The following is a 24,016-nucleotide window of genomic DNA, read 5'->3' as shown; positions in this document are numbered from 1 at the left end:
TTTCTTCCCTGTCCGTCGATGTCGATCGATCGGAGCTATTCGCTGTCCGTTACTCGCCCGGACGCCACGCGCCCGGAGGTATCAGCCCGGGCGTGACATATGCGTGATTTAAGGCGTCGAGCTGCGCCCACAAGACGTCGCATTTGAAGCGCACGGCGCCGACGCAGGCTTCCTGCTCCTCGCGCGTGCGGGCGTTTTCCAGGACGTAACCGAGCGCGAATTCCGAGTCGCGCGGCGCCTGCGAGAGCCGGCGCTTGAAATAGGCCATCACATGGTCGTCCACGAAATCGTAATTCTCCAGCATCCCGGCGATGCGCTCGCGATGGATCGAGGGAGCGAAAAGCTCGGTCAGCGACGACGCAACAGCGACGACGAGCGGCTGCTCGACGACAAAGCGCACATAGGCCTCGACCGCGAATTTCGTCGCGGGCAGGGCGCCGCGGCGTGAGGCGACATACTCGCGTGAAAAGCCGAGCGCGTCGGTGAGCACCAGCCAGCGCTCGATGCCGCCGCCTTCCTCGCCGAGTCCGTCGTGATCGTGGATGCGGTGAATCCATTCGCGGCGCAATTCGCGGTCGTGCACCCGGCTCATGAAGGCGGCGTCCTTGCGCGGCACGGCCTCCTGATAGCAGTAGCGATTGAGCGCCCATGCCGCGACCTGGTTCCTGTTCAGCTTGCCGCCGTGCAGCAGCTTATGGAACTCGTGCTTGTCGTGGTAGCGCTCGACGCCGACGTTGCGGATCGCGGCTTCGAAATCTTCCCGGGAGAGCGGCGCTGCGTCGCGCCAGTCGGCGGTCACGATCTCATTCATAGCCTCACCTCCATGCCGTCCTCGCCGATTTCCCAGCCCGCCGTCTGCGCGACACGGTATTCGTCGGAGAATTCGTTGAGCACCGGGTTTGAATTATTGATGTGGACGTAAATCTTGCGCGCGACATTGAGCGGGGCGAATGCGGCCATCGAGCCGTCATCGCCGCTCATGTTCACGTGGCCCATGCGCGAGCCGGTCTTGCCCATCAGCCCCTGTTCGATCATTTCGTTTTCATGGAACAGCGTGCCGTCGAAGAAGACGAGCGCGGCGTCCTTCAGCCGGGCGGCGAGCGGCGCGTCCACCCTGGCGCAGCCGGGAATGTAGAAGAAGGACTTGCCCGTCTTCGATTCGATGACTTCGAGGCCGAGCGTGTCGCCTGCGCTGGTGCCGAAATTCGGCGCGTTCGCGTCCTCTAGATAGAGCGCGATCTTGCCGGGAACCGGAAAGGCGCGAATCGAAAGCCCGAGATCGACGCCCGCGCCGGAAAGCGCAATCGGCTGGTCCATCTGCAATTCGATGCGCGGCACGAGCGCGGGCTGCAGGATCGAGAAGATCGGATTGGCCTTGAGCGCATCGAGGACGCGTTGCGCGGCGTAGACGCTGAAGGGCTGCGCCTCGCGCAGGTTCAGCAGCCCCGCGACATGATCGACGTCGCCATTGGTGAGCGCGACGGCCTTGATCGGACTTGCGCGCAGGGGGTCGTCATGGCGCGGCGAAAGCTCCGGCGCAGCGGCGATCTGCTCGCGCAGGTCGGGAGAGGCGTTGAGCAAAACCCAATTGGCGCCGTCCGCGCTCACCGCGAGGGACGACTGCGTGCGTCGGACATAGCCGGCGACGCCGTCGCGCACCGCGCGGCAATTGGCGCAATTGCAGTTCCATTGCGGGAAGCCGCCGCCGGCGCCCGATCCCAGAATTCTGATCCGCATGTCCAGACCGGCGGCGCGCTGAGCCCGCCGCTCCTCCCGTTCTTTTTTCGTCGTTGGGGCGCAATATGCACGGTCGCGCTGCGAGCGCGCAAGTGCGGCAAATCCGCCCGGATTCATGAATTATCAAGACTTTCTCCCGCATCGGACGGGCGCTTCGCCCCGCTTTCGTCGCTTTCCCGGGCCACAAGTTCGGCTCGGGAGGGGGCGCCGGGAAAATAACTCTCGCCACGACGGGAAAATTTTCCCGACAGCGCCGGATCGAAACGATCGCCTTGTTCAAGACTGCAGCAAAACTCGCGACAATCGTTCTCGCCGCAGCGCTCTCCGGCTGCGTGTCGGATGGCGTGCGCGCGGTCGACGGCCATGTCGCCAATGCGGTTTCATATGTGGGCGGACCGCGCGGCGAGCCGATGAACGTGCCGTTGTTCGTGGCCTCCACGCGGCGCGGGGAGGGGAGCGCCGACGACGGCCGCGCGCGCTACTCGCTGACGTCGATCGGCGTGCCGCGGGATCATCGTCCCGGCGCAATCGAGCGGCCGAGCTTCGGCGCGGCGGATCGGGGTCGGCATTTCACGGTGCTGGCGAAGCGTGGCATGGACGAGCAGGAGTTCTACAACGAGGTCGCCGCCCATGTGTCGGGGCGCGTCGGCGTCTCTCGGGACATCCTGCTTTACGTGCATGGCTTCAACACGGGGTTGGACGAGGCGCGGTTCCGCCTCGCGCAGATCGTCGCCGACGGCAGTTTCTCGGGCGTCGCGGCGCTGTTCACATGGAATTCGCGCGGCGGACTGTTCAATTACGAATCAGACAAGGAGGCGGCGACCGTCTCGCGCGACGCGCTGGAGAAGCTGCTGCTGGGTCTCGCGCAGACGCCCGGGGTCGGGCGTGTGCACATCCTCGCGCATTCCATGGGCGCCTGGCTCACGATGGAGACGCTGCGCGGCGTGGCGATCGCGGGTCATCCCGACCTCGATGGGAGGCTCGGCGAAGTCATGCTCGCGGCGCCGGACATCGACCTCAACGTTTTCCGGCAGCAGATCGCGCGGCTCGACCCGCATCATGTGTCGATCTTTGTCGCAAGCAATGACCGCGCGCTGTCCATTTCCTCGCGTATCGCCGGCGACCGTCCACGGCTCGGCGCCCTCGACCCGTCGAAACCCGAGGACCGCGAGGCGCTCGACCGGCTCGGCGTCTCGGTGCACGACATCACGTCCTTCTCGACGGATTTCGTCGGACATGGCTCCTTCGCGGAGGCGCCCAATGTGGTGCGCCAGATCGGCGCCCAGCTCACCGCGCCCCGCGAGGCCGAAGCCGACAAGCAGGCGGTCATCAATCTGCGCGAGGCGGGCCCGCCCGCGCCACCGCCCAGCACGAAGATCGAGACCGAGCCGCTACCGCCGCTGGCCGGGCGGTGAAGATGCACTCATCCGAATGGGCGCTTCGAATTCGTAATGTATTTCTTTGCCGTTAAAGCAGCTTCATATATGCCGTCATCAAGAAAACGTAAAAGCTCTTTGATGCTCTTCCTGTCATTTGGAACAACGATCCTGCCGTTTTTCATTGCGATATCCAGACCCAACGAGCCCGCCTTTTCTGCGATGTCCTCAACAGGATAACTGTCCAGCACGCTCGTCTTTATAATAGCGTGAACCATCTTCCTGATGTTTTGGTCAGCAAGCTCTTTAAATGCTTGTACGTCGTCAACATGCAGGTGGCTGTTTCCACAAAATGCCTCTAGTTGCTCGTTAGTTGCTTCTGAATAAAATTGATTAAGTTCAAAAATTCTCTTTATATTATGAAAGCTTTTAAATTTAAGCTTCCCATCTTGAATAATAGCTACGATGTAATTATCGAGAGTAAAAGCTGGATCTGTCAGCTCCTTGAAGGAGTTTCCATCCAGCATAAGTGAAAACCTCCTAGCAAGAATCTGGTTTGCAGAAAAATTTTGAATTAAAACCTGTCTTGTTCCTGCAATTTCAATAGAAGTAAAAAGAGCCTTTATTGATTCCGATAAGAAATTTCTTGCATCTATTTCTGGATATGACATGGCATTTGCCGAAACTGCGCCAGTAAGTAAGGTTGCTTCTTCAGGTAAATCAATGACTAAAATTTCGTCATTGTCGGGCTTCCAATCGCCGGCGAAATCAACTTCGTCAGTTACGCCGTCAAGGAACGAGACGGCTTGTGCTTGGAATATTCCTTCAATTTTCGACTGAACTGTTGCGGTAACCGAAACTCTTTTCACCGTCGGGCGGTCGTGAATTTTGCAAAATGCGAACAGATTGCTCATATCATCGCTCCAAGTCTAACAAGATGTATTCGGTAAGTTGACCAACCATGAGGGTGTCTGCTGCGGTGCGGAGATGCTTCTTCGTAATCAATACAAAGGTTACGCCATCTGTTGACTCGACCTTATAGAAGTGCCAACCCATGAGTCCGAGAAGCGGGTTGAAGTGATAAGAATAGCCAAACGCGGTTATAAATGAAAAAATCGCAATAACAGGAATCCATAATTCCCAGTTGAGGGTATTTATCTTATCTGTAAACAGTGGCAGTAAATACAATAGCATAAATCCGACGTTTTCCTTGTCTGCAGCCTCAATAGAAGATGCCTTAAAGCTTATCTTCTCAATATTATTTCTCGCGAATGTTACTACTATTAAGCATAATATTACCGATAAGATGCTTACAAAGGCGGCAATGACGGATACTCGAATTTCATTTTGTGTGTATGCAACCCAAGCGTAAGTGAACCCCACAGGTGCAATTGACGAAGCGGTGAGCATTAATCGTGCAATGCCACTCAGCATAACGCCACTCCACCCACCGAGCGTCTAGCGAAAAATCAGATCATTTATGTCTCGGAATAACCGGCGTATTTGCTCGCTCTCTCGGCGTCCGCCTTGCTCAAGGCGTTGAAGCGCTTCACGCTCAACGGGATCATCGCAAGGAAGGCGATGCTCACCACAGCGAGCACTTCCATCGGATAGATCGCGAGCAGCAGCGCCGTGACGCCGACGCCGAAGAGCACGGGGATCACGAGATCGCGCGGGATGCGGCCGATGCGCTTGCCGGAGAAATGCGGGATGCGGCTCGCCATCAGGAAGGCGATGGCCAACACGTAGACGATATAGAAGGCCGCCGCGGTTTTTGTCGCCGGCAGCTCCAGCACGGAGAAATGCAGATAGAGCGGCAGCAGCACGGTCACGGCCCCGGCCGGCGCCGGCATGCCGACGAAGAATTCCGCGTGCCACGCGGGCCGGGTCGGATCGTCGATCATCACGTTGAAGCGCGCGAGGCGCAGCGCGGCGGCGATCGCGAAGACGAGAACCGCGAACCAGCCGAGTCCCTTGATCTCGTGCAGCGTCCACAAATAGAGCAGCAGCCCCGGCGCAACGCCGAAGTCGACGAAATCCGAAAGCGAATCCAGCTCCGCGCCAAAACGCGACGTGCCCTTGATCGCGCGCGCCAGACGCCCGTCGAGCCCGTCGAGCACCGCCGCCGCCATGACAGCGGTGACGGCGGTCTCGAAATGCCCCTCGATCGCATAGCGGATGGCGGTCAGACCCATGCAGAGCGCCAGCAGCGTAACGAGATTCGGCAACACGACGCGCAGCGGAATGTTGCGGAACCTCAGCCGGCGGCGCTCGGAGGCCGTCAGTTCGTCTGCGTGCGGTTCGTTCGTAAGGGGCTCGTCGGTCATGTGCGGTCTCAACCGGCCTTGAAGGTGATCGCGGGCGCGCCCGCGTTCATGTCGGCGAGGACGGTTTCGCCGGCGATGGCGCGCGTGCCGACGGCGACCATCGGGCGCGCGGAGGAGGGCATGTAGACGTCGACGCGCGAGCCGAAACGGATGAGGCCGAAGCGTTCGCCGACGCCGACATTCTCGCCTTCCTTGATGAAGCAGACGATGCGCCGCGCGACGAGGCCAGCGATCTGCACGACGCCGAAACGCCCCATCGGGGAGTCGATGACGAGGCCGTTGCGCTCATTGTCCTCGCTCGCCTTGTCGAGGTCGGCGTTGACGAAAAGGCCGGGCTTGTAGGCGATCTTGGTGACGCGGCCCGTAACCGGCGCGCGATTAACATGGCAGTCGAAGACGCTCATGAAGACGGAGACGCGCTGCATCGGATCGGCGCCCATGCCGAGTTCCGGCGGCGGCAGGAAGAAGCCGATCGAACACACCACGCCGTCGGCGGGGGAAACGACGAGCCCCTCGCGCAGCGGCGTCACACGCGGCGGGTCGCGGAAAAAGTAGACGCACCATGCGGTGGCGATGAAGCCGATCCAGCCGAGGGTCGGCGAAAACCAGTCGAGAAGGAAGGAGACAACCGCGAAGCCCGCGATGAAGACATATCCCTCGGGATGAATGGGGACGAGGACTTTGCGAACGGAATCGATAATGGACATTTGGTGCAGGCTCCCGTTGCGCGGCGCGGCGAGTCAATCTGAGGGCGATTGCGACTGTTTGCCATGTTGCAGCGCCAAAGTCACGGCCGTGCGACGGCCTCAGCGCAAGCGCCAGATGCGGCAGGGCGCCCCGGCGGGCAGCGGCGGCGTCCCCGCTTCGCGGATCAGCAGCGCTTGCGATTGCGTCAGCTCAGTAAGGAGCGACGAATCCTGCATGGGTTGCGGCGTCGCGATCAGGCGGCCGTCGGCGCCGGTCGTCAGCCGGGCGCGCATATAGTCGCGCCGCCCCTTGTTCGCGCTCAGGTCCGCGCCGGCGACGGCCGCCTCGGTCTTGTCCTCTCCCGCGCGCGGATCGCCCTGCAGCGCGCGGATGAGCGGCGCGAGGAACACCATCGCGCAGACGATGGAGGCGACGGGGTTTCCCGGCAGGCCGAGGATGCGCATGTCGCCGAGCGCGCCGTGGATCAACGGCTTGCCGGGGCGCATGGCAATGCGCCAGAAGTCGAGCGTCATGCCCTGTCGCGCGAGCGCCGGACGCAGCAAATCGTGATCGCCCACCGAGGCGCCGCCGAGGGTGACGAGAATGTCGGCTTTGGCCTCGCGGGCGAGGGCGATGCCGCGCTCTAGCTCGCCGATGTCGTCGCGGAAAAGGCCGAGGTCGATGATTTCGGCGCCGGCGTCCTCCGCGATGGCACCGACCGCATAGCCGTTGCAGGCGATGATTTGCGACGGCCCGGGCTCGGCGCCGGGCGGCGCGAGCTCGTCCCCGGAGGCGAGGATGGCGACGCGCGGTCGGCGCGCAACCGCCAGCGCCGCGTGATTCATCGCGGCCGCCAGCGCCAGTTCGGCCGGGCCGAGACGCGTCCCCGCAAAGAGCGCGGCCGCGCCGTCGCGGAAATCGAGGCCCGCCGTCCGGATGTGCTGGCCCGGTTTGACGGGGTCTTTCGCGATGATGGCCGAGCCTTCGGCCACGGCGTCTTCCTGAAGGAGAATCGCGTCGGCGCCGGCGGGGACGGGGGCGCCCGTGAAGATGCGGACGGTTTCGCCCGCGTTCAGCGTCGCGCCATAGCCGTGTCCCGCGGCGCTTTCGCCAACAAGGCGCAGGGGCGCGCCCGAGGCGAGATCGGCGGCGCGCAGCGCATATCCGTCCATGGCGGAGACGTCGACCGGCGGCTGGGTGCGTTTCGCGACGAGATCGCGCGCCAGCGTGCGGCCACGCGCGGCGTTCAACGCGACATTTTCCTCGCCGAGCATTCCGGCGCCCGCCAGCACGCGGGCGAGGGCGTCGTCGACCGAGAGGAGCTTGTTGTCAGCCATTGCGGGGGAGCCTCTGTTCATGTGGGAGCCTCTTCCGGCTCGCATGGAATCTCAGTCGTCGCGCCGCCAGTCGCCCGACTTGCCGCCCTGTTTGGACACCAGCTCCACGCCCTCGATTCTCATGGCGCGGTCGGCGGCTTTCAGCATGTCGTAGATCGTGAGGCAGGCCACGGAAACCGCCGTCAGCGCCTCCATCTCGACGCCGGTCTTGCCGGCGCAACTCGCCTCGACGCTCACTCGCACGCCGGGCAGCGCTTCGTCGGGCGTAATCTCCACCGTCACGCTCGACAGCGGCAGGGGATGGCACAGCGGGATGAGGTCGCTCGTCTTCTTCGCCGCCATTATCCCGGCGATGCGCGCGACGCCGAAAACGTCGCCCTTCTTCGCCTGTCCCGCAACGGCGAGCGCGAGGGTCTCCGGCGCCATCACCACGCGCCCGCGCGCCTGGGCCACGCGCTTCGTGTCGGCCTTGGCCGAGACGTCGACCATATGGGCTTCGCCCGTCGTGGAAAGGTGGGTGAGTTTGGTCATCCGAAGCGTTTTCGCGCGTTTACCCATCAAAGATATGTCGGGAAGGAAGGAAGGTTTCTCGTAAAATCCAGACAGTAAGCGACTTTGCTATATCGCTCGCCATCCGCGTTAGAAATTCGCATCCGAGCTCTTCAGTCATCCGTGTTTTGTCCGTTGATCCACGTCGCCTTCCCTGTGAGTGCTGATCGATCCGGATCTCCCTCCATACCCGCCTCATCCTGCGTCACCACGTCGATTCGACATTTTAAGCGCGACCTCGTCCATTTCCGGCATGTGAGATGTTGGATTGTATCTCGCCGCTCTAGCCATCCGATCTGAAAAGCTGCCCATTGACATTTCATTCGTCGATCCGTTTGCGGTTGGCTTCCAAGCAGTCCACTTATACCTCGCCGCTCCGTCTTCCTCCTCGGCGAAGGCATCCGACGACGAGTTTTTTGCCGCATTGTGGGCGTCTGACTTATTCCCTGTCCATCTAAACGGATTATATTTTGCGCCTTCAGTCATTTTAGCAGTAAGATTATCGTTCGGGCTGTATGACTTTTCGTGCGCTGAGGCTTTCGATCTATCGTATTCGGGAGCTTTTTTTTTCGACTGGCGGCTTGGCTTCGTATGGCTATAGGCGCGAGCGCTTTCAACTCTTAGGCCGGCACTCTCCGAATTTAGCCGGTAGATCAAAGCAAAGAAGTCGCTACCGGCTATGTGCTGCGCGCGGCGGAGCGCTGATAATGCCTCGGCGTCATTGCTGCTCGTTGTGAGCAAAAGAAGTTTAACAATACGGTCGAGATTTTCGGCTGAGAGCGCCATATACATCTACCGCAGTTAAAAGCTATTTTGAACACGCGACAAGTATAGGCACGCTCGTTTCACTCGCAGCGCCACTCTCGCGCACCTTATCCAAACAGCAGCGCGCGCGTCGCCGCCTCCACGTCCTCCTGCCGCATCAGGCTTTCACCGACGAGGAAGGTGAAGATGCGCGACTTCTCCAGGCGCAGGCAGTCGTCGTGAGTCATGATGCCGCTTTCCGCGACGATGATCCTGTCGTGCGGAACCTTCTCGGCGAGGCGTTCGCTGACTTCGAGCGACACCTTGAAATCATGCAGATTGCGGTTGTTGATGCCGATCAGCCGCGTCTCCAGCGCCAGCGCGCGATCGAGTTCGCGTTCGTCGTGGACTTCCACCAGCACATCCATGCGCAGATCATGCGCGGCGGTGTTGAGCGCCTTCGCCTCGTCGTCGCTCACGGCCGCCATGATGATGAGGATGCAATCGGCCCCGTAGGCTCGCGCCTCGAACACCTGATAGGGATCGAAGAGGAAGTCCTTGCGGATCGCCGGCAGATGCGTGGCTTTGCGGGCGGCCTCGAGATCTTCGAGCTTGCCCTTGAAGGAGGGCCCGTCGGTGAGCACGGACAGGCAGGCCGCGCCCGCTTTTTCATAGGCGCGGGCGATTTTCGGCGGATCGAAATTCTCGCGGATGACGCCTTTGGACGGGCTCGCCTTCTTTACTTCGGCGATCAGCGCGATTCGGCGCTCGTTCAATTTCTGTTCAATCGCATGCACGAAGCCGCGCGGCGGATCATGATCGCGCACGTTGCGTTCGAGAGTCGCGAGCGGCATGCGCACCTTGGCCTCGGAGATTTCGGTGCGCTTGTAAGCTTCGATTCGATCCAGAATATCGGTCATGATAGCTGCCTGCAGCGAGCGCAGCGCGCCCTGCCTTTTGATTTCGTGAGATTAGCCGATTAGCGGGCGCAATCCTATCCCTCCAAAAGGTCGCGGACGGCGCGCGTCACGCGTTGGAGGCGCGGATCAGCGCGTCGAGTTTTTCGCGCGCCGCGCCCGAATCGAGCGCGCGGGCGGCCTGCTCCGCGCCGTCACGAATGTCAGCGGCGCGCTCGGCGACGACGAGTGCGATCGCGGCGTTGAGCACGGCGATGTCGCGATAGGCGTTCTTTTCGCCCGCGAGCACGGCGCGCAGCGCTTTCGCATTATGGGCAGGGTCGCCGCCGACGAGTTCCTGCGCCGTCGCGCGGGGGAGGCCGGCGTCCTCGGGCGTGATGTCGAAAGCGCGTATCGCGCCTTCCTCCAGTGCGACGACATGGGTGACGCCGGTGGTCGTCGCTTCGTCCAGCCCGTCCTCGCCATGCAGCAGCCAGACGCGGCGGGAGCCGAGTTCAGAGAGCGCGCGGGCGAGAGGCTCCAGCCACTCTCGGGAGTAGACGCCGATGGTTTGCCGCTCGACGCGCGCCGGATTGCTCAGCGGGCCGAGCAGATTGAAAATGGTTCGGACGCCGAGCTCCGAGCGCACCGGCGCCGCGAAACGCAGGGCAGGGTGATGCGTCGGGCCCGCCATGAAACAGACGCCCGCCTCGCGCAGGCAGGCGCTCGCGGCCTCGGGCGGGATGCCGACCTTCACGCCCAGTTCTCCCAGAACGTCCGAAGCGCCGGAAAGAGAAGATGCGGCCTTGCCGCCATGCTTGGCGACGATTGCGCCGCAGGCGGCGGCGATGATCGAGGCGAGCGTCGAAATGTTGTATGTGCCGGCGCCGTCGCCGCCGGTGCCGACAATGTCGATCGCGCCCGGCGGCGCCTCGACAGGCGTCATGGCGGCGCGCATAGCCTGAGTTGCGCCGACGATCTCCTCGACCGTCTCTCCGCGCATCCTCAGTCCCATCAGAAAGGCGCCGAGCTGCGCCGGCGTCGCCGCGCCCTCGAAGATCAACGAGAAGGCCGCGCGGGCTTCGTCCCGGGCCAGCGGTTCGCCTTCGGCGATAACGGCGATGTAGGGTTTGAAGTCGCTCACGCCACCTTGGCCCGGCCGCGCTGCGCGGCGTTCCACTCGTCGGCGAGATCGAGGAAATTGCGCAGGATCTTGTGGCCGTGCTGCGAGGTGATGCTCTCCGGGTGAAACTGCACGCCATGGGTGGGCAGCGTCTTGTGGGAGAGCGCCATGATCAGCCCGTCGGGCGTCTCGGCCGTGATGTGCAGGCACTCGGGCAGCGTTTCGCGCTTCACGACCAGCGAATGGTACCGCGTCGCCTGGAACGGCCCCTCGATGCCGCGGAAGACTGTCTCGCCATGGTGCAGGATGGTCGCCATCTTGCCATGGATCGGCAGCGGCGCGCGGATCACCTCGCCTCCAAAGACCTCGCCGATGGACTGGTGACCGAGACAGACGCCGAAGATCGGGATCGTCTCCGCCGCGGCCCGGATCAGGTCCATGCAGATGCCGGCCTCATGCGGCGTGCAGGGGCCGGGCGACAGGACGATGGCGTCCGGCCCGCCGGCCAGCACCTCCGCCACCGATACGGCGTCGTTGCGGCGCACAGAGACATTCGCCCCCAGCTGGCCGAAGTAATGGACCAGATTGAAGGTGAAGCTGTCGTAATTGTCGATCAGCGTGACATTGGACATTGCTGTTACGGGTCCGGTTTCGCCGCTCTTGGCGCTGAAAGTCCCATAGGCCGCGCGGCGGCGTTAGGCAACCGTCCGAGAGCTTTGGCTGCGTCTCGAAAACCGCCAGTCTGGGCGCGCGTCTCGGATCATCATGATCTCGGCCAGCGACTGACGGGTTAGCAGGCCGACAAGCCGGCCGTCAGGGTCGATCACGCCGACGGTCTCGCCGCCGTTGAGAGCGGGCAGCGCCGCATCGACCGTGGCGTCCGAATTGATCGTCGGCGTCTCCTTGCGGGCGAAGGGCGCGATCGGCGCGCCGGGGTCGGAGGTGCGGAGCGCCTCGACAATGTCCGAGCGCGACAGCAGGCCATGGAACCAGCCGGCCGAATCGAGGACGGGAAAGTCATCCTGCGACGTTGCGAGCAGAATCTCAACGGCCTCGTTCACGGTCGATCCCCGGTCGATCGTCGCGATCCGCGTCTCCATGGCGTCGATCGCGCTGAGGCCCCGCGCCGCCTCGGACATGCTGGTCATCTGCGCTTCGCCGGCGGCGGCCATGTAGACGAAGATGGCGATGAAGACGAGCATGGGATGGCCGGACGTAAGCCCGAGAAAGCCGAGCAGGAAGGCGAACCCCTGGCCGATCTGTGCGGCGATGCGGGTGGCCTTGTCCTGTCCGAGCCACATGGCGAGCCCGGCGCGCAGCACGCGCCCGCCGTCCATGGGGAAGGCCGGGATGAGGTTGAAAATGGCGAGAAAGATGTTTGTCGCCGCGAGCCGCTCCACCATGCTGATCGAGGGATCGCTGATCTGCGCCGCGTCGCCGAAATTGAAGGCGCCGGACAGGGCGAGCAGCACGATGGCGATTGCGACGTTGACCATCGGCCCGGCGACCGCGATCAGCAGCTCCTGATAGGGCTTCTCCGGCATCTTGTTCATGTCCGCGACGCCGCCGATCGGCAGGAGCGTGACCTCGGGCGAGACGATGCCGAATTGCCGGGCGGTCAGTATATGGCCGAACTCGTGCAGCACCACGCAGGCGAAGATCGCCGAGATCAGCAACACGCTCTGGCCCGCGGCTTCCGCGCCTCCGCGCTGATAGGCGGCGAAGCCGATCCAGGCGAGAAAGAGCAGCAGCGTGACGTGGATGCGGACCGCGGTCCCTTTGAACGTGCCTATCGTGAAGGACCAGCGCATGAGGTCGCCCGGGCGAGAGGAAAGTTAATTTACCAGAAAATAGAGCGTCTGCCCCGTTCGCGCCAGATCGACGGCTCAAAAACGAAAATCGCCGGCGAAAGCGGCTTGGGACGCTTTGCCGGCGAAAAGTTGAAGACTGCGGGAGAAGAAGTCGAAACCTGAAATGTCAGAGGCGATAGCGGATCTGGTCGGTCCAGAAGCGCTCCAGACGCGAAAGCGACGTGTTCAGATTGCGGAACTCGTCGCATGAGACGCCGCCGATGTGCTCGACCGTCATCGCGTGCTTCTCATAGAGCTGCGAGACGATGTCATGGACTTCCTTGCCCTTGGGCGTGAGGCTGATGCGGACCGAGCGACGGTCGAGGCGCGAGCGCGCGTGATGCAGATAGCCCATCTCGACCAGCTTCTTGACGTTATAGGAGACGTTGGACCCGAGATAATATCCGCGCGTGCGCAGTTCGCTCGCGGTCAGCTCCTTGTCGCCGATGTTGTAGAGGAGGAGCGCCTGCACCGAGTTGACGTCGCCGCGATCGCGACGATCGAACTCGTCCTTGATGACGTCGAGCAGGCGGCGATGAAGGCGCTCCACGAGCGTCAGAGCCTCGAGGTAGACGGGACGAATTTCGCTGATGCGTTCCGCGCGGGCCTGCTGCGGGGCGGTTTTCGTGACGGCGCTCATCGTCTTCTCCATTTCCTCGGATGCATCGAGCATCTCTTGATCGGCGTTTGATGAGTTCAAATTAGATCAATCCGAATGAAAAGCAGTTTAAACAACAAGCTGAATCTGACGTTTACCCAGTAAAGCCCGCATTGGGTGAACAACGGCTAAACTCAATCGCTCGTTTACGCTGAATCTTCCTTAAGCATATTGAACCGCGCGCGCTCGCGGAGGTAACGAAGTTTAACGAGTGCCGGACCGCGCCTTTAACGAAACGTCATTTTGTCTCTTGTCGCGCGCTAAACACCGGCCTAGCCTGTGGAAGACGGCGGATCGCCGCCACGTTCGGGCAGACCGGACGGCACTGCATGAGGGAGCCTCATGATGCGTTACGACCTTGCGGTCTTCATCGGCCGTTTCGAACCCTTTCATCTCGGACACCTTGCGATTTTGCAGCGCGCGCTGGCGCAGGCGGAGCGCGTGGTCGTGCTCGTCGGCTCGGCCGATGCGCCGCGCAATGCGAAGAATCCATGGACCTATACGGAGCGCGAAGTGATGATTCACGCCGCGCTCGGCGTGGACGGGAAGCGCGTCGTGACGCTGCCGTTGCGCGATCATCTCTACAATGAGAACGCCTGGCTTGCAGAAGCGCAGGCGCAGGTCGCGAGCGTCGCGGGCGACGCCAGATCGATCGCGCTCTTCGGCTTGAGCAAGGATGCTTCGAGCTATTATCTGAAGGCATTCCCGCAATGGGAGCTTGTCGACGCAGCATCCGTGCCTTTGCTTTCCGCGACGGAGTTGCGTCGACATCTTTTCTCTGAAGACGCAGGCGCGTTGCGGCTGATCGAAGCCAATGTTCCGGCGCCCGTTTTCGAGATCATCAGCGCCTTTCGCAACACGGCCGCCTATGCGCAGACGCTCGATGAATTTCGTCATGTCGAAAACTATCGCGCAGCCTGGGCGAAGGCGCCCTATCCGCCGATCTTCGTCACCGTAGACGCCGTCGTGGCGCATTCGGGCCATGTGCTTCTGGTGAAGCGCAAGTCGCAGCCGGGCCGGGGCCTGTGGGCCTTGCCCGGCGGCTTCGTCAATGAGAGCGAAACATTGCGCGACGCCGCCATCCGCGAATTACGCGAGGAAACGCGGCTGAAAATTCCTGCCGCCGTATTGCGCGGCAGCATTCGCGGCGAAAAAGTTTTCGACTATCCCGAAAGATCGCTGCGCGGGCGCACGATCACTCACGCCTTCTATTTCGAATTTCCCTCGGGCGAATTGCCGGGCGTGCGTGGCGCGGACGATGCGGCGCGCGCGAGGTGGATTCCGGTATCCGAAATTCAGGGCATGCGCGCGAGCCTGTTCGAGGATCATTTCTTCATTCTCGAACATTTTCTCGGCGCCGCCTGACAACGCCCATTGATCCCGCGAGGGGAGAGACCCCGAAGCGGAAGTAGCGCGCGAAGGAGTTTCGCCATGACCCTTTCTTTCAATCCGATCCTCAATACGGACAGCTACAAGACCAGTCATTTCCTGCAATATCCGCCGGGAACGACGCGTGTCTTCTCCTATGTCGAAAGCCGGGGCGGCGCCTATGATCGCACCCTTTTCTTTGGCTTGCAGGCGATTTTGAAACAGGAGTTCCTCCGCCCCGTCACGCAGGAAAACATAGCGGAAGCGCGCGAGTTGCTCGCTTTGCACGGCGTTCCTTTCAACGAGGAAGGCTGGCGCCGGCTGATCGAAAAACACGGTGGACTCTATCCGCTCGAAATACGCGCGGCCCCGGAGGGCAGCGCCATTCCTGTCGGCAACGCGATGATGAGCGTCGTCAACACCGATCCGGAATTTTATTGGCTGACAAGCTATGTCGAGACCGCGCTGCTGCGCGTGTGGTACCCGATCACCGTCGGCACGATCAGCTGGCACGTGCGCAAGACGATCGCCGAGGCTCTGGAAAAGACGGCCGACGCGCCCGCTGACGAACTGCCGTTCAAGTTGCATGATTTCGGTTCTCGCGGCGTCTCCAGCTACGCCAGCGCCGCGCTCGGCGGCCTTGCGCATCTCGTCAGCTTCAAAGGCACGGACACTCTTGCGGGCATTGTCGCGGCGCGTGATTTCTACAACGAACCGATGGCCGGTTTCAGCATTCCCGCCGCGGAGCACAGCACGATCACGGCCTGGGGGCGGGAAGGGGAGTGCGACGCCTACGCCAATATGGTCGCGCAATTCGGCAAGCCGGGCAAAGTCTTCGCCGTCGTCTCGGACAGTTACGATATTTACGCTGCGGTCGATCATCTTTGGGGCGAGCGTTTGCGCCAGCGCGTCGTCGACAGCGGCGCGACTTTGGTCGTTCGGCCCGACAGCGGCGATCCGGAAACGATTGTCGCCGATACGCTGCGGATTCTCGGCGAACGCTTCGGCGTCGACGTCAATTCAAAAGGCTACAAGGTGTTGCGCCATGTGCGCGTCATCCAGGGCGACGGCGTCAATCCCGAAAGCATAAGGAAGATGCTGTCGCGCATAGTCGCCGACGGCTTCAGCGCGGCGAATGTCGCTTTCGGAATGGGCGGCGCGCTGTTGCAGCGGCTCGATCGCGACACGCAGAAATTCGCCTACAAGGCCAGCGCGGCCGAGGTGAACGGCGCCTGGCGCGACGTCTACAAGGATCCCGTCACGGACCATGGGAAACGCTCCAAGCGCGGTCTTCTCGGCCTTGTGGCGGGACCGCATTACACTACCGTGCCGGTGGATGGCGAGCGCTTCCAGCCCATCGGCGGCGGGGTCAATCTCCTGCGCCCGGTTTATCGCAATGGCGCGCTGCTCGTGGATGAATCGCTCGCTGAAATTCGTGCGCGGGCGTCGGCGGCCGAGTGATCACTTCGCCGGGGGGGCGGTCTCGGGCGCGGCGCGGGCCTTCCGCTTCTCGGCCTTTCTTCGCCGGCGTTCGCGCAGCCGCTGCGCATCAACGTCGCGGCCGGCCTCGAAGGTCAGGCCGAAATACATCAGGATGAGAAGGGCGTTGACGCCGATGAGCCAATAGCCGCCGATGAAAAAGCCCGGCATGCTGAGCGTGAGAAAAATCTGTCCGCTCGCGATCAGCAGCCAGAGCACGCCGCCCCACGGCGTCGCAAGCCACAGGCCGACGCCGGCGATGAGATCGAGCACCGCGAAGAAGATCACCGCGAAGGCGGCGTTCTGCGGCATGGTGTCGAAGATCGATTGCGGCGCCGACAGCACGATGCGCCAGTGCATCAACCCCTGCACGATCCAGAACAGCGCGACGATGCGCATGAAGCGCGACAGCAGCGCCCCCCATTTCGCGGTTTCGCCCGCAGGACCGGGGTCGCCGACGCGGATCGGACGATAGGGGTCGTCGCCGTCATCATATATGGTCGGGTCCGCCATCCATGGTCCTTCGTGTGCGCAACATCATGCCGCGCGCTCGTTAATTTTCGCTCTTACTGGCCTCGGCGCGCGCGCGTCGCGAAACGCACGGCTTCCTCCGCCGCGCGGAACAGCGCCTTCGCCTTGTTCACGCATTCGCGATGCTCATATTCCGGCTGGCTGTCGTAGACGACGCCGGCGCCGGACTGCACATGCATCCGGCCGTCCTTCACGATGGCCGTGCGCAGGACGATGCAGGTGTCCATCTGCCCGCCGGAGCCGAAATAGCCGATGCAGCCGCCATATATGCCGCGCTTGTCGGTCTCCAGTTCGTCGATGATCTCCATGGCGCGCACCTTCGGGGCGCCGGAGACCGTGCCGGCCGGGAACCCCGCAGACAGCGCGTCGATACAGTCGAAGCGCGCGTCGTCGAGTTCGCCCTCGACGTTGGAGACGATGTGCATGACGTGGCTGTAGCGCTCGATGGTGAAGCTGTCGGTGACGCGCACCGTGCCCGTCTTCGCCACGCGGCCGACGTCGTTTCGGCCGAGATCGAGCAGCATGAGATGTTCTGCGCGCTCCTTCTCGTCGGCGAGGAGGTCGGCGGCGAGGCGCTCGTCCTCAGTCTTGTTGTCGCTGCGCCAGCGCGTGCCCGCGATGGGGCGGATCGTCACCTTGCCGTCCGCCACGCGCACGAGAATCTCGGGGCTCGAACAGACGATCTGGAAATTGCCGAAGTCGAGGAAACAGAGGAAAGGGGCCGGGTTAACCCGCCGCAGGGCGCGGTAAAGGGCGAAGGCGGACAGGGCGAAAGGCGCCGTGAAGCGCTGCGACAGCACCACTTGGAAGATGTCGCCCGCGCGGATGTATTCCTTCGCGCGCTCGACCATTTCGAGGAAGCGCGACTGCGAGGTGTTGGAGACCGGCTCCTGCACGAGAAGTTGCGGGTCGGCGCCGGTTTCGCGATGTTCGAGCGGGGCCTCCAGCGTCGACACGATCCTGTCGAGGCGCGCGAGGGCGGCCTCATAGGCGGCCTTGGCCGTGACCCCGGCGCGGGGGCGCACGGGCGTCACGATGGAGATCTCGTCGCGAACCGTGTCGAAGACGACCATGACGGTCGGGCGCAGCAGCAGCGCGTCCGGCACGCCGATCTTGTCTTCCTTGGCCGGCGCGAGCCGCTCCATCTGGCGCACCATGTCGTAGCCGAGATAGCCGAAGACGCCGGCCGCCATGGGCGGAAGCTGCGTCGCCTGAGGGACGGCCGACTCGGCGATGAGCTGGCGCAAGGCGATGAGAGGCGGCGCGTCGCAGGGCGTGAAGGCGCCTCTGTCTGTCAGCGCGTCGCGGTTGATCTCGGCCCTGTCGCCCACCGCGCGGAAGATCACGTCCGGATCGAGCCCGATCATCGAATAGCGGCCGCGGGCGGCGCCGCCTTCGACGGATTCGAGCAGGAAGGTCGCGCCCGGCCGCTCGCGCGACAGCTTCAGATACGCCGAGACCGGCGTTTCGAGGTCGGCGACGAGCCTGGTGACGACGAGCTGCGCGCGGCCCGCGTCATAATTCTCGCCGAACTCATCGAGGGACGGTTCGAACATGGCGCCGGTCACTGTTCCTTTTCCGTCCCCGTCGCGGCTTCGAGCGCCTTCTGGTTGATTTCGACGTTGAGCGCCTTTTCCAGTCCGCCGACAAACTGCTCGAGCAGGTCGTTGTGCAGCGCCGGCCTCAGCTGTTCGGCGATTGTCTTCGACTCGATCGAGAGGGGGTCGAAGGCCGGCGCCGTCGAGTCCTTCACGAAAAACACCAGACGACCGGCGTCACCGGGGAGCGAACCCGCTCCGCGCGGCGGCACGTCGAAGAACTGCACGATCGTGGGGTTGTTGAAGTCGGGGCGAGCGGCGCGCTTCACGTCGGTTGCGCGCTTCACCTCGGCGTTCACGGACTTGGCGACATCCTCGATCGGCTGACCGGAGCGCAGCTTGCCGACAAGCTCGTCGGCCTTCTCGGCGAGCGCCTTTTGCGCGGCCTCGTTCCGCATGGCTTCCAGAACTGCGCCCTTCACTTCCTCGAAGGTCTTCTGGCGCGCGGGCTCGACGGCGTTGACCTCGAACCAGACATAACCGCCGTCACGGGTCGCGACCGTATCATTGTCGACGCCGACGTCGGAGGCGAAGGCCGCCTTCAGCAGATCGGGGCCGGCGGGCAGGTCGGCGATCGCCTTGCCGTCCTTGTCATGGCCGGCGTCGTCCACGGCCTCGATCACGCGGACGTCGAGGCCGACGCCCTTCGCGGTCTCGGCGAGAGTCTTGCCGGCGGCGCGCTGGTCCTCGATTGCGTCATGGAGACGGCGCACCTCCGGGCCAGCCTTTTGCGCGGCGATCTCAACGCGCAGTTCCGGCGCCGCCTGTTCGAAGGTCTTGGTGTAGACCGCCGGGGCGATCGACTTCACCTGCGAAATCACCGTGCCGAAGGCGGTCTTCACCGGTTCCGCGAGGCCGGGCTTGGCGAGGGCGAAGACGGCCGCGCCGACCTTGGCGTCGCCGAAGTCGCGCTGCTCGACCAAGCCGAGATTCACGTCCTTCGGATTGAGCTTGAGCTCGGCAGCCAGCGCGTCGATGTCCATACCGCCCTTGAGCCTGGCGAGCGCGTCCTCGGCTTCCTTGTCGGTCTTGAGGACAATTTGGCGCACGTCGCGCTTTTCGGGCGTTCCGAAGCGCCTGGCCTTTGATTCCTCATAAAGCTTGCGGACCTCGTCCTCGGTCACTTCGCCCGGCTTGCCGACGCTCGTCGGGCTGACGACCAGCGCCGTCAGCTTGCGATATTCCTTGGCGCGGAAGGTCTGCTCGCGCTCGTCGAAATATTTCTTCAGCTCCTCGTCGGACGGCGTGGACGCGGGGCCGGCGGCCGACACGGGAAGCACGAAATAGTCGATGGTGCGCGATTCGTTGCGGAACCGGTGGATCGCCTCGATCATCAGGCGCGGCGGCTCGACGCCGTTGGTCACCAGGTCCGTCAGGAGCTTGCGCAGATAGGCGCTCTTCTGGTCGGCCACGAAGCCGCGCTCCGTGAAGCCGGCGTCGCGGGCGATCTGCTTGAAACGCTCGACGTCGAACTTGCCGTCGGGGCCCTGGAGCACCTTTTCCTTCGCGAGAAGCTGCTGGGTCGTCTCGTCGCTGGACGCAAGGCCGAGCTGGCGGGCCTTCTGGTCGAGCGCGACTTCGGTGATGAGGCGCTCCAGAACCTGCAGGTCGAGACCGGCCTGACGCGCCTCCTGATTGGTGACCGCGCGGCGCAGGCGCTGCTGGATGCGGCGCAATTCGTTCTGGTAGGCGTTGCGGAAGGAGTCGACGCTCACCTCGCCGCTGCCGACCTTCACCAGCCGGCTGGTGGTCATGCCGCGAAAGACGTCGCCGACGCCCCAGATCGCGAAACTGACGACGATGACGCCCATCACCACCGCCATGATGGTGCGGCCGATCCAGTTCTGCGAAGCGACGCGCAGGCCCTCTAACATGATTTTGGCTTCCCTTGTGCGTAATTCGGGCTGACCCGCCCCCCGTTTTGGCGCGGGACTATAGGGAGGGGCGGCGGCCGTGGCAATGAGCCGCGGAGAACAGCCTCGCGCCGCGTCGATATGCGTCATTGCGGGCTCAGGCGGGACGATACAATTTGGCCGCCGAATTCAGGCCGCGGGAGGTCAGTAAGCCGACCCGGGCGCATTTCTCGTAAGGAGCATTGATGGACGACACCACCACCACCACCATCAGCGCCGAAGCCGTCGAGTCGCTCGAAAAAATGGGCGCCGGGACGGTGGAGGGGGAAGAGACCGCGACCAAGGCCGCTCGCCCGCAGGTTCAGCCGCCGCGCGAGGACGTGCGCCGGCTCCGCGCCGATTCGGACGCGATCCGCCACGCTTTCGAGTCAGGGGAGTTCCCCTACAAGACCCGGCTGAGCAACAGGGTCTATCTCGCCCATATGGAATCTCTCCAGGTGGAGCTGCTGAAGGCGCAGAACTGGGTCAAGGAGACCGGCCAGCGCGTCGTGATGCTGTTCGAGGGCCGCGACGCCGCCGGCAAGGGCGGCACGATCAAGCGTTTCATGGAGCATCTCAATCCGCGCGGCGCCCGTGTCGTCGCGCTGGAAAAGCCTTCCGAGCGCGAGCGCACTCAGTGGTATTTCCAGCGCTACATCAATCATTTGCCATCGGCGGGCGAAATCGTGTTCTTCGATCGCTCCTGGTACAATCGCGCGGGCGTCGAGCGCGTGATGAATTTCTGCACGCCCAATGAATATCTCGACTTCATGCGACAGTGCCCCGAGCTCGAGCGCATGTTCGTCAATTCGGGCATCGGCCTCTACAAATACTGGTTCTCGGTCACGCGCGAGGAGCAGACCCGCCGCTTCAAGGCGCGCGAGACGGATCCGTTGAAGCAGTGGAAACTGTCTCCCATCGACCGCGCCTCCATGGACAAATGGGACGACTACACCGAGGCGAAGGAGGCGATGTTCTTCTTTACCGACACAGCGGACTCGCCATGGGTGGTCATCAAGTCGGACGACAAGAAGCGCGCGCGCCTAAACTGCATGCAGCACTTCCTGTCGAGCCTCGACTACCCCAACAAGGACACGAGCGTCGTGCGCGGCCCGGACCCCCTGATCGTCGGCGCGAGCGCCCATGTCATCGGCCGCAGCGAGCATATCATCGGCAAGTCGCTCGACCTCGACAAGAAGCGCAAGCGGAGCTGACATCCGCCGGCTCGAAAAAAGAAACCCCGGCTGCCAACATCAAGGCTGCCGGGGCTTTGTGTTCGGGCCGATGACCGTTTCGTGCGTCAGGCCTCCGCCGTGAATGTGTGAGCGTGAACGTCGCGTCCGGAGTGCCTCTTCAGAATCTCGGTCGCTGTCTTCTCTCGCTCGGCGTCCCAGGTGCGGACCCATAGCAGCAATCCGCCGTGCACGAGCTGCTCTTCCAGATATTTCGCATGATGCTCACCGATGAGTTCAGCGAGCGCGGCGCCGACCATTCCCCACGTTCCGGTGGCGACTGCCGCAGCGCCGAGCGCTGTCGCGACCGTTCCGCCCGAAACGAAGACCGCCGTGATCGTGGCGGCCGCGCCGAGATAGACGAGCCCGCCAATTATGGCTCCCTGAGCGGCGCCGATGGATTCGAGCGAAACGTAATGCGTGCGCGGCGTCTCCTTGTCGTCTTCTAGAGGGTGTTATGTACTTTGGTGATTGATTGTCTTAGTAGAATCGGATGTCTCCGATTCGCAAACCTTATCCGTCTGACGTCAGCGACGAAGAATGGTCGCTGGTTGCGCCTTATCTGACGCTCATGGACGAAGGCGCGCCGCAGCGTCAACATTCGCTGCGCGAGCTGTTCAACGGCCTGCGTTACGTGCTGCGCTACGGCATCGCCTGGCGCGCCATGCCCAACGATCTGCCGCCATGGTTCGCCGTGTATCAGCAATCGCAGCGCTGGCTGTCGGCGGGCGTGTTCGAGGCGCTTGCGCAGGATCTGCGCGCCCAGTTGCGCGTCGCTTCCGGGCGGGCGGCGGAGCCGACGGCGGCGATCATCGACAGCCGCACCTTGCGCTCGACCCCTGAGAGCGGCCCACGAGCGGGCTATGACGGCGCGAAGCGAAAGCGCGGCTCGAAGCTGCACATGGCAGTCGACACATTGGGCCATTTGCTGGCGTTGCATGTCACGCCGGCGAATGTCGATGACCGCGCCGAGGTCGGCAAGCTCATCGCAGCCGTGCAGGATGTGACAGGCGAAAGCGTCGAACTCGTTTATGTCGATCAGGGCTACACCGGCGAAAAGGCGTCCGAGGCCGCAAAGGCGCAGGGCGCCGAGCTTTGCGTCGTCAAACTCGCCGAGGCCAAAAAAGGCTTCGTGTTGCTGCCCAAGCGCTGGGTGGTCGAGCGTTCATTCGCCTGGGCGACGCGATGCAGGCGGCTCGTCAAAGACTACGAGCGCTATGCTCAGAGTCTGTCCGTGAACTTCATTCTTGATTACAGAGCCTTCTGAGCATCAGGCGGATGGAAGCGAGGTGCAGAAACGCGAGCGCCTTGCAATTGAGGTTTTCGAAGTCCTTTGCCAGCCTTCGGCAGCGACCAAGCCATGAAAAGGTTCTTTCGACGACCCAGCGTCGGGGCAAAACCTCGAAACCTTTGGCGGCATCCGAGCGCTTGACGATCTCGGTGACGACGAAGGGCAAGGCCTTCTTCTGCGCGTCCCTGAATTGCGGACCCTGATAGCCGCCATCCGCGAACAGTTTTTGCAGAAACGGGAATTTTCCCAACATCGTGCGCAGGACGAGAACGCCGCCGTCGCGATCCTGGATGTCGGCAGGATGAACGAGCGCGTGAAGCAGCAGCCCTATCGTATCGACGAGAATATGCCGCTTCTTGCCCTTGATCTTCTTTCCTGCATCGTAACCATGCGGATCGATGCGACGCCCCCTTTTTCTGCGCCTTTCACGCTCTGGCTGTCGATGACCGCGGCGGTCGGGCTGGCCTCGCGCCCCGCCGCTTCGCGGCATTTCACGTAGAGAGCGCGGTGGATGCGATCGAGCGTCCCGTCATATGTCCAAAGATCGAAATAGCCGTAAACCGTGCTCTTGGGCGGCAAATCCTTCGGGATCGCGCGCCACTGACAGCCGGTCGAGAGCACATACATCAAGCCGTTCACAACCGCGCGCATCTCGACCGTGCGTTTCCCTCCACCCCGCTTCGCAGGTGGGATCAGCGGTTCGACGAGCGTCCATTCCGAGTCGGTCACGTCGCTCGGGTAGCGCAATTTGCTGCGATCGTATCGCGCACGATTTTCATTCGTCCACATCGGCGGCCCCTTCGAGAATCAGGCCGCATCATTGAATCATAACCGATTCATCCGATTCAACTTGTCCTCGGACCGACACTCAGACCCTCGCAGGACTCCACGTCGTCGCCTTCGCATGTCTCATGCTCAAGCGCGCAGCAGATTTCATGATCCAAGGTGCATAACACCCTCTAGTTCAGTCACCTTCTTGTATTTGTGGCCAAGCTTCTCGTCGACCGCCTTCTCGCCGGCGAGGAGGCTGATCTCAGCACGGTCGAAGCCCGAAGACATCAATTCGTCGATCGCCGCCTGAAGCGTGTCCGCGTCGGTGAATACGCCGACCACTTCGCGCATATTGCTCAGCTGCTCGTCTGTGACCATTTGCAAAAGCCCCTCTCAATGTCGCCCCGCCCCGAGCGTCGAATTTCCGCTCCTCGATAAAAAAGGTTCCGCGCTTTCCCGTTTCAAGAATATTCGCGCGGGTAGATTTGCCGAGGCGGGTCTAAGCCTCGAAAATCGTTTTGGAATCGACGCGATGTGGCCAATCGACGCGCGGCGTCCGCCTACAATTTC

General features: G+C 62.8%; 25 protein-coding genes. 5 read left to right on the top strand and 20 right to left on the bottom strand.

The features are described 5' to 3' along the window. Positions 1 to 49 precede the first annotated feature (49 nt). Together pqqC and pqqB are read right to left on the bottom strand one after the other, a co-directional pair. Positions 50 to 811: a pyrroloquinoline-quinone synthase PqqC gene (gene pqqC, locus MET49242_RS07355; RefSeq protein WP_036281876.1), complete on the bottom strand. Its 762-nt coding sequence runs from the start codon at positions 809 to 811 to the stop codon at positions 50 to 52. Beyond that, positions 808 to 1,737, bottom strand: coding sequence for a pyrroloquinoline quinone biosynthesis protein PqqB (pqqB, locus tag MET49242_RS07350; RefSeq protein WP_036287273.1), 930 nt, complete (start codon positions 1,735 to 1,737; stop codon positions 808 to 810). The genes pqqC and pqqB overlap by 4 nt, the downstream gene beginning before the upstream one ends. Before the next feature lie 272 nt (positions 1,738 to 2,009). On the opposite strand from pqqB, the gene MET49242_RS07345 reads away from it, so the two are divergent. Then, positions 2,010 to 3,152 (top strand): alpha/beta hydrolase, encoded by a 1,143-nt coding sequence (locus MET49242_RS07345; RefSeq protein WP_036281873.1) that lies wholly within the window; start codon positions 2,010 to 2,012, stop codon positions 3,150 to 3,152. Positions 3,153 to 3,160: 8 nt separating this feature from the next. On the opposite strand, the gene MET49242_RS23990 is transcribed toward MET49242_RS07345, so the two are convergent. The 12 genes from MET49242_RS23990 to ldtR all read right to left on the bottom strand — a co-directional run bounded on the left by MET49242_RS23990 (position 3,161) and on the right by ldtR (position 13,266). Beyond that, a complete protein-coding gene (locus tag MET49242_RS23990) occupies positions 3,161 to 4,027 on the bottom strand; it encodes a Kiwa anti-phage protein KwaB-like domain-containing protein (protein WP_084678926.1) in 867 nt (288 codons plus the stop codon). Between the two features lies 1 nt (position 4,028). Continuing rightward, positions 4,029 to 4,547, bottom strand: a complete 519-nt coding sequence (locus MET49242_RS07335; RefSeq protein ID WP_036281870.1) for a hypothetical protein — start codon at positions 4,545 to 4,547, stop codon at positions 4,029 to 4,031. 44 nt (positions 4,548 to 4,591) lie between these two features. Then, the gene (locus MET49242_RS07330) at positions 4,592 to 5,440 is read right to left on the bottom strand and encodes a phosphatidylcholine/phosphatidylserine synthase (RefSeq protein ID WP_051134065.1); all 849 of its coding nucleotides are present in this window, start codon (positions 5,438 to 5,440) and stop codon (positions 4,592 to 4,594) included. An 8-nt stretch (positions 5,441 to 5,448) separates the two neighbouring features. Beyond that, positions 5,449 to 6,147: a phosphatidylserine decarboxylase gene (locus tag MET49242_RS07325; RefSeq protein ID WP_036281869.1), complete on the bottom strand. Its 699-nt coding sequence runs from the start codon at positions 6,145 to 6,147 to the stop codon at positions 5,449 to 5,451. A 99-nt stretch (positions 6,148 to 6,246) separates the two neighbouring features. Continuing rightward, a complete protein-coding gene (gene glp / locus MET49242_RS07320; protein ID WP_036281867.1) occupies positions 6,247 to 7,464 on the bottom strand; it encodes a gephyrin-like molybdotransferase Glp in 1,218 nt (405 codons plus the stop codon). A 51-nt stretch (positions 7,465 to 7,515) separates the two neighbouring features. Then, a complete protein-coding gene (gene moaC / locus MET49242_RS07315) occupies positions 7,516 to 7,995 on the bottom strand; it encodes a cyclic pyranopterin monophosphate synthase MoaC (RefSeq protein ID WP_036281864.1) in 480 nt (159 codons plus the stop codon). A gap of 213 nt (positions 7,996 to 8,208) precedes the next feature. Continuing rightward, on the bottom strand, positions 8,209 to 8,799 hold the full coding sequence (locus MET49242_RS24810; protein WP_144259508.1) for a hypothetical protein: 591 nt from the start codon (positions 8,797 to 8,799) through the stop codon (positions 8,209 to 8,211). An 86-nt stretch (positions 8,800 to 8,885) separates the two neighbouring features. Further along, positions 8,886 to 9,680 (bottom strand): indole-3-glycerol phosphate synthase TrpC, encoded by a 795-nt coding sequence (gene trpC, locus MET49242_RS07305; RefSeq protein ID WP_192815623.1) that lies wholly within the window; start codon positions 9,678 to 9,680, stop codon positions 8,886 to 8,888. 103 nt (positions 9,681 to 9,783) lie between these two features. Next, positions 9,784 to 10,797 (bottom strand): anthranilate phosphoribosyltransferase, encoded by a 1,014-nt coding sequence (trpD, locus tag MET49242_RS07300; RefSeq protein WP_036287265.1) that lies wholly within the window; start codon positions 10,795 to 10,797, stop codon positions 9,784 to 9,786. Further along, a complete protein-coding gene (locus tag MET49242_RS07295; RefSeq protein ID WP_036281856.1) occupies positions 10,794 to 11,408 on the bottom strand; it encodes an aminodeoxychorismate/anthranilate synthase component II in 615 nt (204 codons plus the stop codon). Before MET49242_RS07295 ends, trpD begins: the two co-directional genes overlap by 4 nt. A 63-nt stretch (positions 11,409 to 11,471) precedes the next feature. Beyond that, on the bottom strand, positions 11,472 to 12,587 hold the full coding sequence (locus tag MET49242_RS07290; RefSeq protein ID WP_036281854.1) for a site-2 protease family protein: 1,116 nt from the start codon (positions 12,585 to 12,587) through the stop codon (positions 11,472 to 11,474). Positions 12,588 to 12,753: 166 nt separating this feature from the next. Further along, positions 12,754 to 13,266, bottom strand: coding sequence for a transcriptional regulator LdtR (gene ldtR / locus MET49242_RS07285; RefSeq protein WP_036287262.1), 513 nt, complete (start codon positions 13,264 to 13,266; stop codon positions 12,754 to 12,756). A gap of 360 nt (positions 13,267 to 13,626) precedes the next feature. On the opposite strand from ldtR, the gene MET49242_RS07280 reads away from it, so the two are divergent. After that, positions 13,627 to 14,649: a bifunctional nicotinamide-nucleotide adenylyltransferase/Nudix hydroxylase gene (locus MET49242_RS07280; RefSeq protein ID WP_144259507.1), complete on the top strand. Its 1,023-nt coding sequence runs from the start codon at positions 13,627 to 13,629 to the stop codon at positions 14,647 to 14,649. Positions 14,650 to 14,715: 66 nt separating this feature from the next. Next, the gene (locus MET49242_RS07275) at positions 14,716 to 16,113 is read left to right on the top strand and encodes a nicotinate phosphoribosyltransferase (RefSeq protein ID WP_036281852.1); all 1,398 of its coding nucleotides are present in this window, start codon (positions 14,716 to 14,718) and stop codon (positions 16,111 to 16,113) included. On the opposite strand, the gene MET49242_RS07270 is transcribed toward MET49242_RS07275, so the two are convergent. Genes MET49242_RS07270 through MET49242_RS07260 form a run of 3 tightly spaced genes read right to left on the bottom strand, consistent with a single transcriptional unit; the run spans position 16,114 to position 20,134 of the window. Beyond that, on the bottom strand, positions 16,114 to 16,644 hold the full coding sequence (locus tag MET49242_RS07270) for a DUF6163 family protein (RefSeq protein ID WP_036281849.1): 531 nt from the start codon (positions 16,642 to 16,644) through the stop codon (positions 16,114 to 16,116). Positions 16,645 to 16,697: 53 nt separating this feature from the next. Beyond that, positions 16,698 to 18,218, bottom strand: a complete 1,521-nt coding sequence (gene trpE, locus MET49242_RS07265) for an anthranilate synthase component I (protein WP_051134480.1) — start codon at positions 18,216 to 18,218, stop codon at positions 16,698 to 16,700. Between the two features lie 8 nt (positions 18,219 to 18,226). After that, positions 18,227 to 20,134, bottom strand: coding sequence for a SurA N-terminal domain-containing protein (locus MET49242_RS07260; protein WP_036281844.1), 1,908 nt, complete (start codon positions 20,132 to 20,134; stop codon positions 18,227 to 18,229). A 224-nt stretch (positions 20,135 to 20,358) separates the two neighbouring features. Between MET49242_RS07260 and ppk2 the strand changes: the two genes are divergently transcribed. Then, positions 20,359 to 21,366 carry a polyphosphate kinase 2 gene (gene ppk2, locus MET49242_RS07255; RefSeq protein ID WP_244430752.1) on the top strand — a complete coding sequence of 336 codons (1,008 nt, stop codon included), beginning with the start codon at positions 20,359 to 20,361 and terminating at the stop codon, positions 21,364 to 21,366. Between the two features lie 86 nt (positions 21,367 to 21,452). Here ppk2 and MET49242_RS25735 read toward each other — a convergent pair whose 3' ends face one another. Then, positions 21,453 to 21,644 (bottom strand): hypothetical protein, encoded by a 192-nt coding sequence (locus MET49242_RS25735; protein ID WP_192815582.1) that lies wholly within the window; start codon positions 21,642 to 21,644, stop codon positions 21,453 to 21,455. Between the two features lie 233 nt (positions 21,645 to 21,877). On the opposite strand from MET49242_RS25735, the gene MET49242_RS07245 reads away from it, so the two are divergent. Next, positions 21,878 to 22,651: an IS5 family transposase gene (locus MET49242_RS07245; protein WP_051134064.1), complete on the top strand. Its 774-nt coding sequence runs from the start codon at positions 21,878 to 21,880 to the stop codon at positions 22,649 to 22,651. Here MET49242_RS07245 and MET49242_RS23985 read toward each other — a convergent pair. Both MET49242_RS23985 and MET49242_RS07230 read right to left on the bottom strand, forming a co-directional pair. Next, a protein-coding gene (locus MET49242_RS23985; protein ID WP_144259506.1) for an IS5 family transposase occupies positions 22,626 to 23,464 on the bottom strand; the annotation gives its coding sequence in 2 pieces (ribosomal slippage) (positions 22,626 to 23,065 and positions 23,065 to 23,464; 840 coding nt in all). The two genes, MET49242_RS07245 and MET49242_RS23985, sit on opposite strands and share 26 nt — an antisense overlap. A 144-nt stretch (positions 23,465 to 23,608) precedes the next feature. Beyond that, complete coding sequence (locus MET49242_RS07230; protein ID WP_036281838.1) at positions 23,609 to 23,824, bottom strand: hypothetical protein; 216 nt, start codon at positions 23,822 to 23,824, stop codon at positions 23,609 to 23,611. Between the last annotated feature and the right edge of the window lie 192 nt (positions 23,825 to 24,016).

Source organism: Methylocystis sp. ATCC 49242 (assembly GCF_000188155.2).
Classification (GTDB): domain Bacteria; phylum Pseudomonadota; class Alphaproteobacteria; order Rhizobiales; family Beijerinckiaceae; genus Methylocystis.
This window is presented reverse-complemented; position numbering and strand designations above follow the sequence as displayed.

What these genes read in the sequence shown, in the direction of transcription:
- MET49242_RS23990 (WP_084678926.1), bottom strand. Translation starts at nt 4,027, where the DNA reads ATGAGCAATCTGTTCGCATTTTGCAAAATTCACGACCGCCCGACGGTG.
- ldtR (WP_036287262.1), bottom strand. Translation starts at nt 13,266, where the DNA reads ATGAGCGCCGTCACGAAAACCGCCCCGCAGCAGGCCCGCGCGGAACGC.
- pqqB (WP_036287273.1), bottom strand. Translation starts at nt 1,737, where the DNA reads ATGCGGATCAGAATTCTGGGATCGGGCGCCGGCGGCGGCTTCCCGCAA.
- MET49242_RS07230 (WP_036281838.1), bottom strand. Translation starts at nt 23,824, where the DNA reads ATGGTCACAGACGAGCAGCTGAGCAATATGCGCGAAGTGGTCGGCGTA.
- MET49242_RS07330 (WP_051134065.1), bottom strand. Translation starts at nt 5,440, where the DNA reads ATGACCGACGAGCCCCTTACGAACGAACCGCACGCAGACGAACTGACG.
- pqqC (WP_036281876.1), bottom strand. Translation starts at nt 811, where the DNA reads ATGAATGAGATCGTGACCGCCGACTGGCGCGACGCAGCGCCGCTCTCC.
- MET49242_RS07325 (WP_036281869.1), bottom strand. Translation starts at nt 6,147, where the DNA reads ATGTCCATTATCGATTCCGTTCGCAAAGTCCTCGTCCCCATTCATCCC.
- MET49242_RS07290 (WP_036281854.1), bottom strand. Translation starts at nt 12,587, where the DNA reads ATGCGCTGGTCCTTCACGATAGGCACGTTCAAAGGGACCGCGGTCCGC.
- MET49242_RS24810 (WP_144259508.1), bottom strand. Translation starts at nt 8,799, where the DNA reads ATGGCGCTCTCAGCCGAAAATCTCGACCGTATTGTTAAACTTCTTTTG.
- MET49242_RS07280 (WP_144259507.1), top strand. Translation starts at nt 13,627, where the DNA reads ATGATGCGTTACGACCTTGCGGTCTTCATCGGCCGTTTCGAACCCTTT.
- MET49242_RS25735 (WP_192815582.1), bottom strand. Translation starts at nt 21,644, where the DNA reads ATGGTCGGCGCCGCGCTCGCTGAACTCATCGGTGAGCATCATGCGAAA.
- MET49242_RS07335 (WP_036281870.1), bottom strand. Translation starts at nt 4,547, where the DNA reads ATGCTGAGTGGCATTGCACGATTAATGCTCACCGCTTCGTCAATTGCA.
- ppk2 (WP_244430752.1), top strand. Translation starts at nt 20,359, where the DNA reads ATGGACGACACCACCACCACCACCATCAGCGCCGAAGCCGTCGAGTCG.
- moaC (WP_036281864.1), bottom strand. Translation starts at nt 7,995, where the DNA reads ATGACCAAACTCACCCACCTTTCCACGACGGGCGAAGCCCATATGGTC.
- MET49242_RS07245 (WP_051134064.1), top strand. Translation starts at nt 21,878, where the DNA reads ATGTCTCCGATTCGCAAACCTTATCCGTCTGACGTCAGCGACGAAGAA.
- MET49242_RS07275 (WP_036281852.1), top strand. Translation starts at nt 14,716, where the DNA reads ATGACCCTTTCTTTCAATCCGATCCTCAATACGGACAGCTACAAGACC.
- trpE (WP_051134480.1), bottom strand. Translation starts at nt 18,218, where the DNA reads ATGTTCGAACCGTCCCTCGATGAGTTCGGCGAGAATTATGACGCGGGC.
- MET49242_RS07260 (WP_036281844.1), bottom strand. Translation starts at nt 20,134, where the DNA reads ATGTTAGAGGGCCTGCGCGTCGCTTCGCAGAACTGGATCGGCCGCACC.
- MET49242_RS07295 (WP_036281856.1), bottom strand. Translation starts at nt 11,408, where the DNA reads ATGTCCAATGTCACGCTGATCGACAATTACGACAGCTTCACCTTCAAT.
- MET49242_RS07270 (WP_036281849.1), bottom strand. Translation starts at nt 16,644, where the DNA reads ATGGCGGACCCGACCATATATGATGACGGCGACGACCCCTATCGTCCG.
- glp (WP_036281867.1), bottom strand. Translation starts at nt 7,464, where the DNA reads ATGGCTGACAACAAGCTCCTCTCGGTCGACGACGCCCTCGCCCGCGTG.